Here is a 17,394-nt window from a genome sequence, read left to right as displayed (position 1 = left end):
ATATAATGTTTGTATATGACATTTTGGGGTGAATGGGGGAGTCGTCTATGATTCGGGTTGAACCTATCGCGATTGAAGATAAGCTAGCTGTCGGAATTGAAGTAAAGCTGCCCAACACTACGCTGGTTGTTGTTACAACGGATAAAGGATACATCATGTGCGGTGCCTTGGACGTGGCCCTGCTTAACGAACGCCTGAAGGACCGGGAAATCATTGCAGGTCGGGCTGTCGGCGTAAAGACGCTGCAGGAGCTGCTGGATGCCCCGCTGGAGTCGGTGACGTACACGGCGGAAGCTTTCGGCATCGTACAGGGGATGAGCGGACGCGAAGCCATTAAGAAAATGATGTAACCCCCGCGACATAGACAAAGATGCCCGCCCTAGTTAAAAAGACCGCCTCTCCGCAAACAGCCAGCGGAGGGCGGTCTTTTCCATGATTAAGCCTCGAACATCTTCGGCAGATTCACGTTAAACGGCGGGTACACGATCCCTTTCTCCGTTATAATGGCGGAGACATATTCGTTCGGGGTTACGTCGAATGCCGGATTGAACACTTTTACGCCCTGCGGAGCGGTGCGTTTGCCGAAGCCTTCGGTAATTTCTTCGTCCGGGCGCTCTTCAATCGGAATTTCCGCACCGGTCGGCGTGGATAAATCCACTGTCGACAGCGGACAAGCGACGTATACCGGAATCCCGTGCGCTTTGGCAAGCACGGCAACGCTGTACGTACCGATCTTGTTCGCTACGTCGCCATTGGCGGCCACGCGGTCGGTGCCGACGATGACAGCCTGCACCCATCCTTTGGACATGACCATGCCGGCCATATTGTCGCAGATCAGCGTCACATCGACGCCGGCCTGCTGCAGCTCAAAGGCGGTCAGCCTGGCGCCCTGCAGCACAGGGCGCGTCTCATCCGCGAATACTTTGAGCGAGATGCCGCGCTCCTGCGCGAGATAGATCGGCGCGAGCGCGGTGCCGTACCGCGCCGTCGCCAGGCCGCCGGCATTGCAGTGCGTCAGCACGCCCATGCCGTCCTGGAACAGCGTGAGGGCGTGCTCGCCGATCAGGCGGCAGGTCTCCTCGTCCTCGGCCTGGATGGCCAGCGCTTCATCGAGAAGCGCCTGCTTGAATCCGGCCGGCGACAAGCCCTGACGCCCTGCGAGCTCTTCCGCCCGGGCTTTCATGCGGTCAAGCGCCCAGAACAGGTTGACCGCGGTAGGGCGGGAAGTGGCCAGGTATTCGGCCTGCTTCCGAACCTCCTCCAGCAGCGCGGCCGCATCTCCTTCGGCATCCCGGATGCCGAGGTAGACGCCGAACGCGGCGCTGATGCCGATGGCGGGCGCTCCGCGGACCTTCAGGTGGCGGATCGCCTCCCATACATCCTGTGCCGTGGTAAGCGGCAGGAACTCGATCGTCTCCGGCAGCAGGCGCTGGTCCAGCAGGTCGAGCCGGCCGTTGTTCCATTTAACGGACTGCAGCCAGCCCTGTACTTCTTCTATGTTGTCGTTCATGGAATCACTCCGTCTAGTTAGTTTAGGCTTGTACCGTAGAAGTCTGCTGCTCAGCGATAGAAATGACTTCATCAATGGTAACCGCACGGCGGTTCAGCTTAATCAGCGCCTTGCCGATGGCAAGAGCCAGCCTTTGCGCGCGTTCTTTGGCTTGCGAGTTCTCTATTGTATCAATATCCGCTACGTGAGCCAAGCCAACTACGCGGCGGACCATCTTCGCTCCGGTAAAGCCGATGGTATCCTGAAGAAGCTGTTTCATATACACTTCTTGAAACCCTGCAGCGTTGTTCGACAGCCGGTCGATACCTTGCTGTTCCCATAATGCGCGGAATTTAGCCTCAAAACCGCTCCACACCTGCTTCACCGTATCAAGCAGGTAAGCCCGGTAGGCCAGCCGGTCCGCCGTATCGCTCTTCCAGCCTTCCTGGCCTGCATAATTGAGCAGCAGGTTCGCAAGTACAGCGCCGATATCGAAGCCCATCGGACCGTAGTAAGCAAACTCGGGATCGATGACTTTCGTTGAATCCTCTTTGATGAAGATGCTTCCGGTATGCAAGTCCCCGTGCAGAAGTGCTTGAGCCTGAGTCAAAAATTTATGCCTCAACAAAGCAACCTCAAGGTGAAGTTCCCCATCGGCCCACAGCTTCTCGGCCTCATCGCGGATCGCTTCGTCAAAGCTGTTCGTGTCCGCGTCACGGTAAGGATCATCGAAGATCAGATCTTCGGTTATTTTGCACAACTCGGGATTGATAAACTGTTTCACGCGTTCTTTCTTCTCCTGCTGGTTCAAGCCAAGGTCCGAAGTCAGGAACAGGGTACGTGCTAAAAACGTAGAAATATCATCGGCAAAACGGGGATACCGGTTGCCCTCGATCAAGCCTTTGCGCATAATGACGTGATCGCTCAAATCCTCCATGACCGTCAAGGCCAATTCAGGATCGTATAAATACACTTTCGGTGCAAGCCCCGGACACAACGCCCCTTCCAGCATCAGCACTTCGCTTTCGATTCTGGCTCGGTCTAACGTCAGCGGCCAGGACTCGCCTACGACTTTGGCGTAAGGGAGCGCCTGCTTCATGATGATGCTGCGTGCGGATGCTGCGTCCCGGATATGAAAGACGAGGTTCAAGTTGCCGTCCCCGATTTCGCGGGAAGTGAGTTCGGCCCCTCCGGAAAACAGGTCCGGCAGGCTTCTTGCTATTTGGATCGCTTCTGTTTCGGTCAGCGGATGATAAGCAGACATAGGAAACAACCTCCTTGGGCGTTCAATAAGTATAAGCATATCTACCTATTATAGAATAGATCGCTTTCTATGAAAATACCCCAGTAAATAACTCAGAATTGAAACGGCAGCGGAGCTTCATTATAATCTTAGATATTGATTTTAAAAGGAGGCGGCAGGGATGGCATCGGAAAGCATGGCGCTGAAAGAATGGGCGGTTATCACGAAAGCGCTGTTGGAAGGGGAGCAGGCAGTAATCTTGCGCAAGGGCGGGATTGAGGAGGAAACAAAGCATTTTGAAGTAAAAAGCAGTTCTTTCTTCCTTTATCCGACTTATGAGCACCAGAAATCCGAGTGGGTACGCGAACCGTATCACGGGAAAATCAATGACACGTTGTTACAATGGGACCGCACAGGGAACACTGTAACGATCGTAGGCTATGCGGAAGTTGTGGAAGATATTGAAATTTATCAAGAAGAAGTGCTTCATAAAGCGGGGCCTTTTCATATCGGGACGGAGGAATTCGCGGAGGGCCGGCTGAAATGGAAAAAGAATCAGCCTCTGCATCTGCTTGTCCTTCGGGTGTACAGGCTTGAGAAGCCGGTTACGGTGCCCGTCATTCCCGATTATCTCGGCTGCAGATCGTGGGTGCAGGTACAGGAGGATTTAGCCGCTGCGGGCGGTAAGAAAATCCCTGTTTTAAGCGACGCGGAATTCCACCAGATGTACCGGGAGATTAAAGCCAGGCTCGCGGAAACGGAATAAGAGGAGTAAGGCCTTCTCGACGAACTTCGCTCCGATGTGACAATTGGTCTTTAACAAGCGGATGTGGTAAGCTATAATTAAAGTGAGAATCATTGAGAATCAAATTGGAATGATTACTAAATAAGAAGAATTTCTATTGGAATAGCTGTTCCCATAGGGGTTTATCTCATATTTCAAATTTACGGAGGTCACTAGTCCATGTCTACAACTCATTTCACGATAGAAGGTCTGAAGGCGGCTATCGAAGGCAAAGAAATTTTGAAAGGCATCAACCTGGAAATTAAAGGCGGCGAAATTCATGCCATCATGGGTCCGAACGGAACAGGTAAGAGTACGTTGGCTTCCACGCTGATGGGCCATCCTAAATATGAGGTTACTGAAGGATCCGTTTCGCTTAACGGGGAAGACGTTCTGGAGATGGAAGTAGACGAGCGTGCCCGTGCAGGTCTATTCCTGGCTATGCAATACCCGAGCGAGATTGCCGGCGTAACAAATGCCGATTTCCTGCGCAGCGCGATTAATGCCCGCCGTGAAGAAGGCAGCGAGATTTCGCTGATTAAGTTTATCCGTCAAATGGAAGGCAAAATGAAAGAACTGGAGATGAACCCGGAGTTCTCTCACCGTTACCTGAACGAAGGCTTCTCCGGCGGAGAGAAGAAGCGTAACGAAATTCTTCAGATGATGCTGCTTGATCCTTCTCTGGTCATCCTTGATGAGATCGACTCCGGTCTTGACATTGACGCGCTTCGCATCGTAGCGAACGGCGTAAATGCAATGAGAAGCGAAGACCGCGGTTTCCTGATCATCACTCACTATCAGCGCTTGTTGAACTATGTTAAGCCTGATTTCGTACACGTTATGATGCAGGGCCGTATCGTGAAGTCCGGCGGACCGGAGCTGGCAGAGCGTCTGGAAGCCGAAGGCTACGACTGGATTAAAGAAGAGCTGGGAATCGTGGACGAAACTGTAGGCGAGAACGTCTAATCCAAAGGGGGAGCACTACGCATGAGTACAGAAACTATTCTTCCGTTGGGCCGTGACGCCATCGCCGCATTATCCGCAAGCAAGAGCGAGCCTGCATGGCTCGCGGACCTTCGTTTAAAGGCATTGGAACTGGCCGGTCAACTGGAATTGCCGAAACCGGAGAAAACGAATATTACACGCTGGAGCCTGAATGAATACGGCGTTGCCAAAGAGGCTGCGGCTTTGAATTCCTTGTCGCAGCTGCCTGGAAATGTCCAGGAGCTGCTGCAGGAAGGGCATGCCGATAACTTGCTGGTACAGCAGAACTCCGGAGTTGTGTTTGAACAGCTGTCGGAAGAACTTGCCAGCCAGGGCGTTATCTTTACTAGCCTCGAGAAAGCCGTCCGCGAGCATTCCGATCTGGTGCAGAAGTACCTGATGCAGGCCGTGCTTGTAGAAGAGAACCGTATCACTGCTCTCCATGCTGCTGCATGGAACGGCGGCGCATTCTTGTATGTACCGCGCAACGTAACCGTGGAAGTGCCGCTTCAGGCTGTATTCTATTCGGAAGACAGTGAAGCGACGTTCGCGCCTCACGTGTTAATTGTAGCGGAAGCGAACAGCAAGGTGACTTACGTTGACAACTATCTTTCCGGTGAAGGAAAGACGCTCGTTCATAACGGGATCGTAGAAGTGTTCGTGAAGGGCGGAGCGAAAGTCGAATATTCCTCCATCCATAACCTTGGCGAGCATATCATTGATTTTACTTCCCGCCGGGCTGTTCTTGAGAATGACGGCCGGGTTGAGTGGGTGATCGGCGAGCTGAACAACGGGAAAGCCGTAACCGAAACGACATCGATTCTGAAAGGCAACGGCTCGGAATCCGACGCGAAAGTGATCTGTATCGGAGCAGAAGAGCAGAGCCTTAACATTACGACACGCGCTATCCATTTCGGCTTGAATTCCGACAGCCAAATGATCACTCGCGCCGTAATGAAAGACAGCGCTTCGGCAATCATTAACGGAATTACGAAAATCGAGAAGGGCGCAACCCGCGCCAACGGCGAGCAGACGGAGAAAGTTCTCATGCTGAGCCCGAAAGCACGCGGGGACGCCAACCCGATCCTGCTGATCGATGAAGACGACGTAACGGCAGGCCACGCAGCTTCGGTCGGACAGGTGAACCCGGAACAGGTTTACTACATGATGACGCGTGGTATTAGTAAAGTAGAGGCGGAACGTCTCATTATCAACGGATTCCTGGCGCCGGTAGTGGCCGACGTACCGTTGGAGGCAGTACGCCAGCAATTACAAGGCAAGATTGAAAGGAAGTTAAGCCGATGAACTCCGCCGAACTTCGCAAGCTGTTTCCGATTTTGGACCAGGAGATCAACGGACATCCGTTAGTATATTTGGACAGTGCCGCCACTTCTCAGAAGCCGGTGCAAGTCATAGAAGCCGTTAAACGCTACTATGAATACGACAATGCCAATGTGCACCGCGGCGTGCATACCCTTGGCTCCCGGGCAACGGACGCTTACGAAGGAGCAAGGGAGAAACTGGCCAAATTCATAAATGCCCGTTCTGTGAAAGAAATTATTTTCACCCGTGGAACGACGACAGCTTTGAACTTGGTTGCTTCAAGTTACGCAAGATCGGTATGCCGTGAAGGCGACGAGATCGTCATCACGCCGATGGAGCATCACAGCAACTTGATTCCATGGCAGCAAGTCGCCAAAGCGACAGGCGCCGAGCTGAAATATATTCCGCTTCAGCCCGACGGAACGATTGATCTGGCGGACGTGGAAAAGACGGTGACGGAGCGTACGAAAATCGTTTCCGTTATGTATGTATCCAACGTGCTGGGTACCGTGAACCCTGTAAAGGAGATCGCTGCTATCGCCCGCCGCAACGGAGCGGTAATGGTGGTGGACGGTGCTCAGAGCACGCCGCACATGAAGATTGACGTACAGGATTTGGATTGTGATTTCTACGCTTTATCCGGTCACAAGATGTGTGCTCCTACCGGCATCGGGGCATTGTATGGAAAGAAAGAGCTGCTCGAGAACATGGAACCGGTCGAATTCGGCGGCGAAATGATCGACCATGTGGATCTATATGAATCTACATGGAAAGAGCTGCCTTGGAAGTTCGAAGGCGGCACGCCGATCATTGCCGGAGCAGTAGGTCTTGGTGCAGCGATTGACTTCCTTCAAGACATTGGACTGGATGAGATCGACCGGCATGAGAAGCAGCTGACTGCTTATGCTATGGAGAGAATGAGCACCATTGACGACATCGTCATCTATGGGCCGCGTAACGAACGCGCCGGACTGGTCACGTTCAACCTGGGCGATGTCCATCCGCACGACGTTGCGACCGTCCTTGATACAGAAGGCATTGCGGTACGTGCCGGCCACCACTGCTGCCAGCCGTTGATGCGGTGGCTGCAGGTGACGGCGACGGCTAGAGCAAGCTTTTATTTATACAATACCGAAGACGATGTTGACCGCTTAGTAAATGCCCTACTAAAAACAAAGGAGTACTTCGGTCATGAGTTTGGATGATTTGTACAGAAGAGTGATCATGGATCACTACAAGAACCCTCGGAATCGGGGCCAGTTGGAAGACGGGTCTGTATCCATTGAACTGAACAACCCGACCTGCGGGGATAAAATCCATTTGCAAATGCAGGTGGAAGACGGGATTGTCCGGCAGGCGAAATTTGTCGGTGAAGGCTGTTCCATCAGCCTTTCTTCCGCTTCGATGATGACGGAAGCCGTAAAAGGGAAGAGCTTTGCGGAAGCAATGGAGCTGGCGGACAAATTTTCAGGCCTGATGAAGGGCGAGGAAGTGGACTTTGGGGATTATGAAGATCTGGAAGCATTGTCCGGCGTCAACAAATTCCCAGCCCGCATCAAATGCGCCACATTGGCTTGGAACGCACTGCGTAAAGGAATTGAACAAAGCGAATCGCATTAATGATATAGGAGGTATGCGCCATGGCTAAGAAAATGCCGGAAATGGAAGAGTATAAATATGGTTTCCGCGACGAGCACAAAGCCGTATTCCAATCGGGTAAGGGCTTGACGAAGGAAATCGTAACCGAAATCTCCAGAATGAAGAACGAGCCGGAATGGATGCTGGAATTCCGCCTGAAGTCGCTGGAGCAGTTCAACAAAATGCCTATGCCGACTTGGGGCGGCAACATGGACGATTTGGATTTTAACGACATCCAATATTATGTAAAGCCGTCGGAGAAGCAAGGAAAGACTTGGGAGGAAGTGCCTTCCGAAATTAAAGAAACGTTCGACAAGCTGGGTATCCCAGAAGCGGAACAGAAATTCCTTGCAGGGGTTTCCGCCCAGTACGAATCTGAAGTCGTGTATCACAGCATGCAAAAGGATCTGGAAGATCAAGGCGTTATCTTTACAGATACGGATACCGCTCTTCGCGAGCATCCTGAGCTGTTCAAGAAATTTTTCGGAACGATCATTCCTCCGAATGACAATAAATTCGCAGCCTTGAACAGTGCGGTTTGGTCCGGCGGAAGCTTCATCTATGTTCCAAAAGGCGTGAAGTGCGAAGTGCCATTGCAGGCCTACTTCCGTATTAACTCCGAGAACATGGGACAATTCGAACGTACGCTGATCCTGGCTGATGAAGACAGCTTCGTTCACTATGTGGAAGGCTGTACGGCTCCGATTTACAGCACGAATTCTCTGCATAGCGCCGTAGTAGAAATTTTGGCTATGAAGAACGCGCGCGTTCGTTATACCACCATTCAGAACTGGGCTCCGAACATTTACAACCTCGTTACGAAACGTGCGGTGGCTGAAGAGAATGCAACGATGGAATGGGTCGACGGCAACATCGGCTCCAAGCTGACCATGAAGTATCCTGCGGTTGTGCTGAAAGGCCGCGGAGCGAAAGGAATGGTTCTTTCCATCGCTGTAGCCGGCAAAGGCCAGCATCAGGATGCAGGCGCCAAGATGACGCATCTTGCACCGGATACAACGTCTACGATCGTATCCAAGTCGATTTCGAAGCACGGCGGTAAAGTAACGTACCGCGGCCTTGCCTCCTTCGGCCGCAACTCCGAAGGTTCCAAAGCCAACATCAAGTGCGATACGCTCATTATGGATAAAGAGTCCACTTCGGACACTATTCCATACAATGAGATTCTGAACGATAACATTACCCTGGAACATGAGGCTACCGTTTCCAAGGTTTCCGAAGACCAGCTGTTCTATCTGATGAGCCGCGGACTGACCGAAGCCGAAGCGACACAAATGATCGTAATGGGCTTCATTGAACCGTTTACCAAAGAGCTGCCGATGGAGTATGCCGTTGAAATGAACCGTCTGATCAAGTTCGAAATGGAAGGAAGTATCGGGTAAGCCTGATACTTCAAGGATTTTCTGCTAATGGATTTATGCTTGTCCGGTTTTTGTCCGGTCCATATATTTGTTGTAGAGATCCAAAGCATCATCTTCCAACTTTTTAGTGATGTGTAAATACGTGTCCGCTGTGACTTTGACACTCGCGTGTCCTAGTCTTTCGGACACGTATTTTAAATTTGCCCCAGCTTCAAGAAGGTGAACTGCGTGGGAATGTCTTAATGCGTGGGGGGACAAGATCGGCAGATCTGCTCGTTTGCAAACTTCCTTGAAATATTCCCGAACAACGTTGGTTCTCAGCCATCGGCCATCGTGCTGGTGAAACATTACTTTATCTTTCGAAGGCTGATAGTGCTCATACATAAGAATAACTTCTTTTTGGTTTACCCTATGCTTCCGCATTAAAGAAATAGTTTCTTCATCCAGTTTAACAACTCTGTTACTTTTTTTGGATTTTGGAGTAGATAAATAAGGGGTAGAGTTCAAAGGGTACACGAGTGTTTTATTAACGTTTATTGTTCTTTCATCGAAATTTATGTCATCCCAGGTTAAAGCGAGTGCCTCACCAATCCTAAGACCACTTCTAGATAACAATGTAAACAAAGCATAGTACTGGATAGAGTGTTTATACTTTGCATTTTTTATTGGCTTAGCAACAGAGTTAAGAAACTGCTCTAATTCATTCTTTTCAAAAAATTGTACTTTTTCTTTGCTCTCAGTATCTTTAGGTATTTTAATTTTCTGAATTGGATTTTCACGCAAAATATTGTATTCGTGAACTGCATCAACCATAGCTGTTGAAAATATGCTGTGTATTCTTCGAACAGTCCCCTCGCTATAATGACTGCGAAGTTCAATAATCCATTTCTGATATTCACTTCTCGTCAAGTCTTTTAAACGATAATTCCCCCAACGAGGCAATATATTCAATCTAACGTTTCTCTCTTGAACAGAATATGTAATTGGTTTTAAGTAAGGCTTTTTATAAACTTCTAACCATTCGTTGAAATATTTTTCGACTTTCTCATTGCCATTTTCATCAAAGCCAAAATAATTCAAATCTGCTTCAGCTGCAGTAGCAGCTACTTGTGCTTCCTTCTTTGTTTTAAATCCGCCTTTAGTCTTCTCTTTGGATTTACCAGTTCGACGATCTACATAGCTTATTCTGTACTCCCATTTTTCTCCTCGTTTACGAAAGAATGCCATCGTATTCACTCCTCTCCATATTGCTACAAGACACGAATTTTTCTAAGTAATGCGCAAACTCAACTGGTATCCCAGCATTAAGCGCTGCCTCATAAATTGTTGTGCAGTCTGAAATTTGTGTTCCCTTTGACAAAAGCAAGACTGCAAATTCTGTTGCTTCCCGCTCAAACTTACCAGGGGTGAAAAAAGAATGTTCGTCTAACCAAAATCTATTCAATCCATTGTGTAATCGGTCGTGCCCTAATTCGTGAGCGCATATAAATCTCTTCCAGGTATCGTCTAAGCCTTCATGTATTACTATGAAACGACGTCTCAGGACTCGATAGTACAAACCGCGGGTTCCATCGTGGAAAGATTCAAATTTAACATTGATATTAAGGCCTTTCGCGATTACGAATGGATCATTAGTTTTAAATCGTTGTATTAACTTTTTTGTCAACTTGTCCAAGCGCGGTCACCTACTACTCTGTGATGTTATCTGGGGTGTCGTTCTTGATGTTTTTCTTTCTACCATATGTCTTTTTGTTCATTTGTTTAGCTTCCCAGAATAACCCGGTAAGTACATCCATAACACGCTGCCTCGCTTCTCCTTCTATCGGCACTCCATCAAACATAATTGGCGTATCCTCTTCGAGCATTTTCTTGAAATCTCGTTGATCTTTAGATGTGGCCCATGCTGGTATGCCTGGTTCGATCCGACCTAGAAGATAGTCAGAGGAGACCTTGTGAAGTTGGGCAAGTTGGTCAACAAATTCAATGTCAGGCCTTGCGATATCGTTTTCCCAAGAGTTATACCGGGCCCTTTTTATTCCTAAGGCTTCAGCTATTTGATCTTGTGTCCAACCCTTTTTTAAACGTAATTCTGTTAATATAGAACCAATTTTCATTTTCTACCTCCGACATAATTTGATAAGAATATTGTCAAAAAATATGTTGACGATAAAAAAATTATCAAATATAATCAGAAGTACAAAGGAGGTGGCAATGCCAATGACTCACAAACGCCATTATTTCGCCGAATGCCGCAAACAAAAGGGCACACAAGCAAAAGTGGCTGCAGACAATCTTATCTCCACTGTTTATGTGCGAATGATCGAAAATGGAACATTTACTCCTGGCAGAGACCTTATGTTCCGACTATCTCAATATTTCGAGCAACCGGCCGAGAAACTTTTCCCTGATTATTTTCGAGGCTTATTCAAGCATGAATGAAGCGATAATTTTATTATCTATTAATAATATACAAGATAATTATATTATCGTCAATTATTTTGCTATATTTTTTTACTTATTTTGATAATTAAATTATCATTTTACCATTTTTTACGAGAGGTGGAATGGAATGATTGCCGTCAAGATCGATGAGGAAGCAATATTGCGTGAATGTAAGCAGCGCATAACGGAACTATTAAAGCAGGTGGATGCGGATCTTGTTTTCTGGGACAGAAATGAACTTCAAAAACGGACATGTATGAGCTGGAACTATATACAAGATAATTTTTTCTTTGATCCTAGATTTAAGAAGAAGAAGGTTGGAGGAAAGTGGTTGTTTCCTGCAAAAGAGGGAAGACAGTTTCTTGAACTATGGTTATCAGAGCAGCCTGATTGTTAATCAGCTATCTGAATTGAAAGCTGGAGAGGAGGTGAACGTCATGAATAAGGACAAGATGTCATGACTATATTCGATTGGACTAATTTGGTTTTTGGCCTAGTGTTGTTGTCTTTGATCGTTTACCAGTCATACAAGTTGATGACTGGAAGATATGTTGAGAACGAAAACGACCCTCTGGGGTAGGAGCCAGAGAGTCGCGATTAATAACTATTTCAAATAACATTTGGCTACATTTTATCATAGTAGCCCGGAAGGTGGCAAGAAGTATGCTGAAATCCACAGGGATCGTCCGCAAGGTAGACGAGCTGGGGCGGGTCGTACTGCCCATCGAACTGAGAAGAACAATGGATATTAACGAGAAAGATGGACTGGAGATTTTCATCGACGCGGACCGGATCGTGCTCAAGAAATACTCTCCGGCTTGCGTATTCTGCGGAAATGCGGACTACATTGTTCATTACAAGGGCAAGGTAGTTTGCACTAATTGCGTCGATGATCTGCCAAAAACGGGAGGGCATATCCATGACTAAAAGTGATGCCCTCATTGAGAGTAAATCTCTTCGAGAAACAGTAATCGAGCGAGTTGACGCTTTAGAAAAGGTAAAAAAATTGATCATGCTCCCTGGAGATATACACGCCAGCGTAGAAATGGTTTCGGAATACTTTGAAGTTTCTAGAAAAGCGATAGACAGTCTCATCTTTGATAATCGGGATGAGTTGTCGATTGATGGAGTTCGTGTTTTACGGGGGGACGAACTGTTCTCCTTGAAGGAGATGGGTTTAATTGGTAAAACAGCTTCTTCTTTTACAATCATTCCAAGAAGAGCAATTCTTCGTATAGGAATGCTTCTACGAGACAGTCAAGTAGCGCGGGCCATCCGTGATTATCTATTAGAGTCCGAGAGAGACCCTTATGCTGGTTTGAGTCCAGAGATGAAGGCCATTTTTATCCAAGATAAGAAATATCAGCAGCTGGATAACAGGGTTGACCAGATTGAAAGAAAAGTGGATGAACAGATTACTTTAGATCATGGTGAGCAACGGCGACTTCAAAAAACCATCGCTAAACGCGTTTACAAGCTGGCTAATTTGCCTGAATATAGGCGTCCGATGTTCCGAGAAATTCATCGTGAAATTAAAGACCGTTGGGGTGTTGGTAGTTACACTGATGTTAAACGAAAGGAACTACAACAGGTTCTAGGTTATGTCGAAAATTGGATTCCTAAAATTGTAGGCTATTAAAGGAGAAGTGTATATGACAACGATTAATATGGTTCCTTCCAATGCCGGGGAAGTATGCGATTTGCTAGAGATTCTATCGAAACACGGAGTGCATTGCTCACTTGAATTCAAAGCAGATCATAATGCGGATCCGCTGATCAGCCTTGTTGATGAACCCATTGCTGTCAAATATATCGAAGGAGATCTCATGGAAACAGGTGATCTTGTTGAAATCACCCTTGGCGGTGCGGATTTTACTTTTAGCCTTGGGGATCATGAATTCTTCCAGCTGGTACAAGGAGCGCAAGTTACCGTATTGATTACCGGACCTAACTATGCTGCATGGTTTAACAGCCAATCGATGCCATCTGAAGCCATTTTCGAATTAACGGCATGTAACTCGGCATTCATCCTGGACGATGATGAATTCAAACTGATTGAGTACGTTCGCGGATTAAAGTTTGATGACGTTTTGGATGCCGTAAAAGGAATTCTTGACGAAGCACAGAAAGCTGCGCACAATGCTGCTCGTTGTAATACCAAAGGAGAAGAGATGAATTATTGCACTTTTATGGAGAGGACTGAGGCTCTTCAGAGACTTGCCACTTTTCTTGGAGATGCAAATCGTGACTACCGTTCACATATCAATGCCTGTTAAGTAAACCAAGGGCGATTTCATCAGGTTTTCAGGGTGAAATCGCCTTTCAATCCTAAATGTAAAAGGAGTGATACATGTGAGAAAAGATGCACTTTCTATAGCATTAAACCAACTGATTTCAAACAGATTCAACGAGCTCCAAGCAGACAACATCGCTAAAAATGAGGAATTGGGAAAGGAAATCGCGTCATATCAAGAAGCTTTTTTGAAGTCAATGAATACACAACAAAAGAACTTCTTCGAAAGTTTGGAACAGCTTATGGCCGAAGAACTCACCCAGCAATGCGAGGCATTTTACCGTGCAGGTATTAGGGACGGCATGTTACTCAAGGAGGCGTTCTAATGGGTGATTTTGCAGCAATGAAGAGTGTTAGTGATGTATCCCTCCTAATGAATAAAATTGCTCCCAATCGTCATTTGAGCCCGTTTGACGGGACCAGGTTATTTGAGGAAGGGATGGTAGAAGTTCTCCGTGAGTTAGCCTTAACAACATTATTTGCAATGGATGTTCCGGCCTCTGATGCGTATTTTAAGGCGGAGGAAGTGACGGAAAATAAACGTGATAGCATGTTGACTTCTGCGTTACCCGATCATCAAAAGGAAGCCCTGATCGAATATGAAGAAGCATTAAACTTTAGTCGGTTACTGGAAAACGAGGATCACTTTGTTGCGGGATTCTTGGCCGGTTACCGCTTTTTAAAGCAGCTGAAAAGGTGATGACAATGACTTTACATCGGGACGTAATCATAACAATTGTGGAAGATCTAATCGCGAGACGGGGGAGGCATGAGATCACCGAGACGATGTTTGTTTCGGAGATTTCGCCTCTTCTTACGCACTACATGAAGGCGCTGGAGGATTGTTACCTTGTCCGCTTGGATGAATATGCTGGCATCGTTCAGGAGCTACGTGCGGTCTTAGAAGAAGTCCAAGGAAGTCTCATATCGGCATCGGAAGCACATAGGAGCGACTTAAGGGACTTTGATCGGTTCCTTAGGAAGAAGGGCTTAAAAAAGAAATTTGAGCGCTGGTTATGGCACCAAACGACTGAGGGAGAGGGGGGATAAGGTATGGCGCGGCCTGTAAAGGAAGGCCTTGAATATTTCCCTTTAGATGTGGACATTGACCAGGACGATAAGTTGCTTGTCGTAATCGGTAAATTCGGCATGGAAGGCTTTGGCATCATCATCCGACTTATGTCAGAGATTTACAAAAACGGATACTTCCATCTATGGGAAGAACGTGAGCAATATGTATTCGCAAAACGGGTTAATGTAGACATTAACAAGGTAAATGACATAGTTAATGAGTGCATTAAATGGGGTTTCTTCCACCAAGAATTATTTGAAAAACACCACATCCTAACTTCCAAAGGTTTCCAAAGTAGATACATAGGAGCCTCCAAGAGAAGGAAGTCCATTGTGTTCATTGACGAGTACACATTGATCGACTTAGGTGTTGCCTGCCAGAAGGTCATTTCCCCCATTCACCTAGTTAATGCTAACGGTAATGTAATTAATGTATACATTAACCCTAGTAAGCGTTCAGAAAGTGATACAGAAAGTACACAAATAGAGAAGGAGATAGAGAAAGAGAAGGAGAGTAAGAAAAAGATATTAAAAAAACCTTCTCGGCAACAAAAGACGTATGCCGAGGATGACAGGTATTTACTCATGGCAAAGTACCTGTTTGAAAGGATCATGGCATCGGCAGAACAGCTTGGAAAAGGTCACTTGGTCCGAGATGCGGACATGCAGAAGTGGGCAGACGAGTTCCGTAAGCTGGTAGAACTGGACAAGGCGGTGCCGGACGAAATCAAGCGTGTAATCAACTGGGTTACCAGTGATCCATTCTGGCAAAAGAACATACTCAGCGCCAAGAAGCTCCGTGAGAAGTACAAGGATCTTGCTATGAAGATGCCTTCGGGGAACCATCCCGCTGTTGCTGGCAAGAGCAAGCAGCAGCTTCGGAATGAAGAGGCCGTGAGAAAAATAAGGGAGGCGGAACAGCGTGAACGAGAGCGAAGTGCGCAAGCTCTTCCTGGTCATTGAAAACACCATGGGAGGATTCTTCTACGACGATTACAAAGTCGCCCTCTGGACCGAATTGCTAAAGACCACAACGTACGATCTGGCGGAGACAAACTTGAAAAGATACATCATGAACCCCGACAACAAATATCCACCGACGCCAGGGCAGCTTGCTGTAAGACCGACGGCAGAAGCTGCAGGCCCTCACATCCCCAATGCGGCGGATACCCGGTTGATGCTTGAACAGGTGGAAAAAGATCGGGAACTCAAGGCAGTGCCGATGCCTGAAAAGCTGAAAGAGAAGGTGAAGCAGCTTGCAACAAGATCGTGGTCCTAAGATTAACATGCAGGAGCTTCCGCGGAACTTAGAAGCAGAACGGTCCGTGTTGGGCGCGATCATCCTTGAGCCAAAATGCTATGACATTGTAGCAGACATGCTCAGCGGCGAAGAATTCACAGATCCAGCGAACCAAGAGATTTATCAAGCGATGAAGAGCATATCGGCGGGCGGGGAACCCGTCGATATCGTCCTCCTGGCGACGAAGCTCAGCAAAAGCTACGCTTTTTCAGAAATCGGTGGGATCGGATACCTAACAGGGCTAGCGTCATCGGTTCCCTCTGCAGCAAACGTTGAATATTACGTTGCGAAGCTGAAGGAGAACTCAGTTCACCGAAATGCGATTATTGAGATTCAAAAGCAAGCGCATTTGGCACGTAACACAGATGACCCGGCCCAGCTGGTAGCCAGTATGCAGGCGGCCGCTCAAGTGCTTGCCGATCAAACGGTAAAGAAAAGCAGCTTTCGGCTTATGAGCGAGGTTGCACAAGAGTGCTTTCAGAATATCGAGAACGCCCACTATAGCGGCAATAAAGGCGGTTTGACCGGAATTTCCGCAGGTTTCGCTGACCTGGATAAAATGACGTCGGGCTTTCAAAAATCGGATTTAATTATCGTCGGGGCCCGGCCATCCGTCGGTAAAACGGCTTTCGCTCTCAATATCGCCCAAAACGTCGGGATCCGGCAGAAAGAGACGGTAGCAATCTTCAGCTTGGAAATGAGTGCAACACAGCTTGTAACGCGAATGATGTGTGCCGAAGGGAATATTGACGCGCACCGCCTTAGAACGGGCATGATGGAAGCGGATGACTGGGAGAAAGCTACAATGGCTCTGGGTTCACTAACAGACGCTGAAATCTACATCGACGATTCGCCAGGAATCACAGTTTCGGAAATACGTTCGAAATGCCGGCAACTGAAAAAGGATAAAGGTCTGGGATTGATTCTGATTGATTACCTGCAGCTTATCCAGGGCCGCGGCAAGGGAGACCGGCAACAGGATGTATCCGAGATATCCAGAACATTGAAGCAGATTGCAAGGGAACTGGAAGTGCCAGTCATCGCGCTGTCTCAGCTGAGCCGGGGCGTAGAGCAACGCCAAGATAAGCGCCCGATGATGTCCGACCTGAGAGAATCCGGATCCATCGAGCAAGATGCGGATATCGTAGCCTTTTTGTACCGGGATGATTACTACAATGCAGAATCCGAGAAGAAAAATATCATCGAGATCATCTTAGCAAAGCAGCGGAATGGTCCGGTGGGTACGGTAGAATTGATCTTCCTCAAAAACTATAACAAGTTCGTTTCATTGGATCGTGCCCATTACGACCAGCCACATCCGGGGACGAACAGCAACAGCAAAGATAAGAGAAATTGGGCCTAACGAAAGGGGTGGGTTACACTGGAAACGGTAGACAAAAATAAATTAACGGACCACATCGACGCTTGCATTGATCTGGCCCGTAAAA

23 protein-coding genes are annotated in these 17,394 nt (G+C 47.8%); 18 read left to right on the top strand and 5 right to left on the bottom strand.

Annotation, left to right across the window (positions count from 1 at the left end; translation table 11 throughout):
• The first annotated feature begins 47 nt into the window (after nucleotides 1–47).
• Entirely contained in the window at nucleotides 48–350 is a 303-nt protein-coding gene (locus ACFSUF_RS14210; RefSeq protein ID WP_377603607.1) for a YunC family protein, read from the top strand.
• Between the two features lie 86 nt (nucleotides 351–436).
• On the opposite strand, the gene mtnA is transcribed toward ACFSUF_RS14210, so the two are convergent.
• Complete coding sequence (gene mtnA / locus ACFSUF_RS14205; RefSeq protein ID WP_377603606.1) at nucleotides 437–1,510, bottom strand: S-methyl-5-thioribose-1-phosphate isomerase; 1,074 nt, start codon at nucleotides 1,508–1,510, stop codon at nucleotides 437–439.
• Nucleotides 1,511–1,532: 22 nt separating this feature from the next.
• Nucleotides 1,533–2,753: an S-methyl-5-thioribose kinase gene (gene mtnK, locus ACFSUF_RS14200; RefSeq protein ID WP_377603605.1), complete on the bottom strand. Its 1,221-nt coding sequence runs from the start codon at nucleotides 2,751–2,753 to the stop codon at nucleotides 1,533–1,535.
• 160 nt (nucleotides 2,754–2,913) lie between these two features.
• Here mtnK and ACFSUF_RS14195 point away from each other — a divergent pair, with 160 nt between their 5' ends.
• The 6 genes from ACFSUF_RS14195 (at nucleotide 2,914) to sufB (ending at nucleotide 8,861) form a co-directional block, all read left to right on the top strand.
• Complete coding sequence (locus ACFSUF_RS14195) at nucleotides 2,914–3,498, top strand: DUF1802 family protein (protein ID WP_377603604.1); 585 nt, start codon at nucleotides 2,914–2,916, stop codon at nucleotides 3,496–3,498.
• Nucleotides 3,499–3,696: 198 nt separating this feature from the next.
• Nucleotides 3,697–4,482 (top strand): Fe-S cluster assembly ATPase SufC, encoded by a 786-nt coding sequence (gene sufC / locus ACFSUF_RS14190; protein WP_377603603.1) that lies wholly within the window; start codon nucleotides 3,697–3,699, stop codon nucleotides 4,480–4,482.
• Nucleotides 4,483–4,503: 21 nt separating this feature from the next.
• A complete protein-coding gene (sufD, locus tag ACFSUF_RS14185) occupies nucleotides 4,504–5,805 on the top strand; it encodes a Fe-S cluster assembly protein SufD (RefSeq protein WP_377603602.1) in 1,302 nt (433 codons plus the stop codon).
• Nucleotides 5,802–7,028 (top strand): cysteine desulfurase, encoded by a 1,227-nt coding sequence (locus tag ACFSUF_RS14180; protein ID WP_377603601.1) that lies wholly within the window; start codon nucleotides 5,802–5,804, stop codon nucleotides 7,026–7,028. The genes sufD and ACFSUF_RS14180 overlap by 4 nt, the downstream gene beginning before the upstream one ends.
• Nucleotides 7,015–7,443 (top strand): Fe-S cluster assembly sulfur transfer protein SufU, encoded by a 429-nt coding sequence (gene sufU / locus ACFSUF_RS14175; protein ID WP_377603600.1) that lies wholly within the window; start codon nucleotides 7,015–7,017, stop codon nucleotides 7,441–7,443. Before ACFSUF_RS14180 ends, sufU begins: the two co-directional genes overlap by 14 nt.
• 20 nt (nucleotides 7,444–7,463) lie before the next feature.
• A complete protein-coding gene (sufB, locus tag ACFSUF_RS14170; protein ID WP_377603599.1) occupies nucleotides 7,464–8,861 on the top strand; it encodes a Fe-S cluster assembly protein SufB in 1,398 nt (465 codons plus the stop codon).
• Nucleotides 8,862–8,894: 33 nt separating this feature from the next.
• Here sufB and ACFSUF_RS14165 read toward each other — a convergent pair whose 3' ends face one another.
• From ACFSUF_RS14165 to ACFSUF_RS14155, 3 genes are read right to left on the bottom strand one after another with little or no spacing between them, the layout of a single operon-like run.
• Entirely contained in the window at nucleotides 8,895–10,067 is a 1,173-nt protein-coding gene (locus tag ACFSUF_RS14165; RefSeq protein WP_377603598.1) for a tyrosine-type recombinase/integrase, read from the bottom strand.
• Nucleotides 10,051–10,515 carry an ImmA/IrrE family metallo-endopeptidase gene (locus tag ACFSUF_RS14160; protein WP_377603597.1) on the bottom strand — a complete coding sequence of 155 codons (465 nt, stop codon included), beginning with the start codon at nucleotides 10,513–10,515 and terminating at the stop codon, nucleotides 10,051–10,053. The genes ACFSUF_RS14165 and ACFSUF_RS14160 overlap by 17 nt, the downstream gene beginning before the upstream one ends.
• Before the next feature lie 13 nt (nucleotides 10,516–10,528).
• Nucleotides 10,529–10,954, bottom strand: a complete 426-nt coding sequence (locus ACFSUF_RS14155) for a helix-turn-helix domain-containing protein (protein WP_377603596.1) — start codon at nucleotides 10,952–10,954, stop codon at nucleotides 10,529–10,531.
• Between the two features lie 103 nt (nucleotides 10,955–11,057).
• Here ACFSUF_RS14155 and ACFSUF_RS14150 point away from each other — a divergent pair, with 103 nt between their 5' ends.
• The 11 genes from ACFSUF_RS14150 (at nucleotide 11,058) to dnaB (ending at nucleotide 17,309) form a co-directional block, all read left to right on the top strand.
• On the top strand, nucleotides 11,058–11,279 hold the full coding sequence (locus ACFSUF_RS14150) for a helix-turn-helix domain-containing protein (protein WP_377603595.1): 222 nt from the start codon (nucleotides 11,058–11,060) through the stop codon (nucleotides 11,277–11,279).
• Between the two features lie 130 nt (nucleotides 11,280–11,409).
• Nucleotides 11,410–11,679 (top strand): group-specific protein, encoded by a 270-nt coding sequence (locus tag ACFSUF_RS14145; protein WP_377603594.1) that lies wholly within the window; start codon nucleotides 11,410–11,412, stop codon nucleotides 11,677–11,679.
• Between the two features lie 266 nt (nucleotides 11,680–11,945).
• Nucleotides 11,946–12,209, top strand: a complete 264-nt coding sequence (locus ACFSUF_RS14140; protein ID WP_377603592.1) for an AbrB/MazE/SpoVT family DNA-binding domain-containing protein — start codon at nucleotides 11,946–11,948, stop codon at nucleotides 12,207–12,209.
• Nucleotides 12,202–12,921, top strand: a complete 720-nt coding sequence (locus ACFSUF_RS14135) for an ORF6C domain-containing protein (RefSeq protein ID WP_377603590.1) — start codon at nucleotides 12,202–12,204, stop codon at nucleotides 12,919–12,921. The genes ACFSUF_RS14140 and ACFSUF_RS14135 overlap by 8 nt, the downstream gene beginning before the upstream one ends.
• A gap of 13 nt (nucleotides 12,922–12,934) precedes the next feature.
• Entirely contained in the window at nucleotides 12,935–13,558 is a 624-nt protein-coding gene (locus ACFSUF_RS14130; protein WP_377603588.1) for a hypothetical protein, read from the top strand.
• Between the two features lie 76 nt (nucleotides 13,559–13,634).
• On the top strand, nucleotides 13,635–13,901 hold the full coding sequence (locus ACFSUF_RS14125) for a hypothetical protein (protein WP_377603586.1): 267 nt from the start codon (nucleotides 13,635–13,637) through the stop codon (nucleotides 13,899–13,901).
• On the top strand, nucleotides 13,901–14,275 hold the full coding sequence (locus ACFSUF_RS14120; RefSeq protein WP_377603583.1) for a hypothetical protein: 375 nt from the start codon (nucleotides 13,901–13,903) through the stop codon (nucleotides 14,273–14,275). The genes ACFSUF_RS14125 and ACFSUF_RS14120 overlap by 1 nt, the downstream gene beginning before the upstream one ends.
• Nucleotides 14,276–14,280: 5 nt before the next feature.
• Nucleotides 14,281–14,625 carry a hypothetical protein gene (locus ACFSUF_RS14115; RefSeq protein WP_377603581.1) on the top strand — a complete coding sequence of 115 codons (345 nt, stop codon included), beginning with the start codon at nucleotides 14,281–14,283 and terminating at the stop codon, nucleotides 14,623–14,625.
• 3 nt (nucleotides 14,626–14,628) lie between these two features.
• The gene (locus ACFSUF_RS14110) at nucleotides 14,629–15,609 is read left to right on the top strand and encodes a DUF4373 domain-containing protein (RefSeq protein ID WP_377603579.1); all 981 of its coding nucleotides are present in this window, start codon (nucleotides 14,629–14,631) and stop codon (nucleotides 15,607–15,609) included.
• Nucleotides 15,569–15,925: a hypothetical protein gene (locus tag ACFSUF_RS14105; RefSeq protein ID WP_377603577.1), complete on the top strand. Its 357-nt coding sequence runs from the start codon at nucleotides 15,569–15,571 to the stop codon at nucleotides 15,923–15,925. The genes ACFSUF_RS14110 and ACFSUF_RS14105 overlap by 41 nt, the downstream gene beginning before the upstream one ends.
• Nucleotides 15,903–17,309 carry a replicative DNA helicase gene (gene dnaB, locus ACFSUF_RS14100; RefSeq protein WP_377603575.1) on the top strand — a complete coding sequence of 469 codons (1,407 nt, stop codon included), beginning with the start codon at nucleotides 15,903–15,905 and terminating at the stop codon, nucleotides 17,307–17,309. The genes ACFSUF_RS14105 and dnaB overlap by 23 nt, the downstream gene beginning before the upstream one ends.
• Nucleotides 17,310–17,394: the final 85 nt, after the last annotated feature.

The sequence above is a fragment of the Paenibacillus gansuensis genome (assembly GCF_042684925.1).
Taxonomy (GTDB): Bacteria; Bacillota; Bacilli; order Paenibacillales; family DY6; genus Paenibacillus_N; species Paenibacillus_N gansuensis.
The sequence above is the reverse complement of the archived record's forward strand: the minus strand, read 5'-3'. Positions and strand labels throughout refer to the sequence as shown.

Excerpts from the sequence above, each read along its gene's own strand:
- ACFSUF_RS14210 (WP_377603607.1), top strand. The coding sequence starts at position 48 with ATGATTCGGGTTGAACCTATCGCGATTGAAGATAAGCTAGCTGTCGGA.
- mtnA (WP_377603606.1), bottom strand. The coding sequence starts at position 1,510 with ATGAACGACAACATAGAAGAAGTACAGGGCTGGCTGCAGTCCGTTAAA.
- mtnK (WP_377603605.1), bottom strand. The coding sequence starts at position 2,753 with ATGTCTGCTTATCATCCGCTGACCGAAACAGAAGCGATCCAAATAGCA.
- ACFSUF_RS14195 (WP_377603604.1), top strand. The coding sequence starts at position 2,914 with ATGGCATCGGAAAGCATGGCGCTGAAAGAATGGGCGGTTATCACGAAA.
- sufC (WP_377603603.1), top strand. The coding sequence starts at position 3,697 with ATGTCTACAACTCATTTCACGATAGAAGGTCTGAAGGCGGCTATCGAA.
- sufD (WP_377603602.1), top strand. The coding sequence starts at position 4,504 with ATGAGTACAGAAACTATTCTTCCGTTGGGCCGTGACGCCATCGCCGCA.
- ACFSUF_RS14180 (WP_377603601.1), top strand. The coding sequence starts at position 5,802 with ATGAACTCCGCCGAACTTCGCAAGCTGTTTCCGATTTTGGACCAGGAG.
- sufU (WP_377603600.1), top strand. The coding sequence starts at position 7,015 with ATGAGTTTGGATGATTTGTACAGAAGAGTGATCATGGATCACTACAAG.
- sufB (WP_377603599.1), top strand. The coding sequence starts at position 7,464 with ATGGCTAAGAAAATGCCGGAAATGGAAGAGTATAAATATGGTTTCCGC.
- ACFSUF_RS14165 (WP_377603598.1), bottom strand. The coding sequence starts at position 10,067 with ATGGCATTCTTTCGTAAACGAGGAGAAAAATGGGAGTACAGAATAAGC.
- ACFSUF_RS14155 (WP_377603596.1), bottom strand. The coding sequence starts at position 10,954 with ATGAAAATTGGTTCTATATTAACAGAATTACGTTTAAAAAAGGGTTGG.
- ACFSUF_RS14150 (WP_377603595.1), top strand. The coding sequence starts at position 11,058 with ATGACTCACAAACGCCATTATTTCGCCGAATGCCGCAAACAAAAGGGC.
- ACFSUF_RS14145 (WP_377603594.1), top strand. The coding sequence starts at position 11,410 with ATGATTGCCGTCAAGATCGATGAGGAAGCAATATTGCGTGAATGTAAG.
- ACFSUF_RS14140 (WP_377603592.1), top strand. The coding sequence starts at position 11,946 with ATGCTGAAATCCACAGGGATCGTCCGCAAGGTAGACGAGCTGGGGCGG.
- ACFSUF_RS14135 (WP_377603590.1), top strand. The coding sequence starts at position 12,202 with ATGACTAAAAGTGATGCCCTCATTGAGAGTAAATCTCTTCGAGAAACA.
- ACFSUF_RS14130 (WP_377603588.1), top strand. The coding sequence starts at position 12,935 with ATGACAACGATTAATATGGTTCCTTCCAATGCCGGGGAAGTATGCGAT.
- ACFSUF_RS14120 (WP_377603583.1), top strand. The coding sequence starts at position 13,901 with ATGGGTGATTTTGCAGCAATGAAGAGTGTTAGTGATGTATCCCTCCTA.
- ACFSUF_RS14115 (WP_377603581.1), top strand. The coding sequence starts at position 14,281 with ATGACTTTACATCGGGACGTAATCATAACAATTGTGGAAGATCTAATC.
- ACFSUF_RS14110 (WP_377603579.1), top strand. The coding sequence starts at position 14,629 with ATGGCGCGGCCTGTAAAGGAAGGCCTTGAATATTTCCCTTTAGATGTG.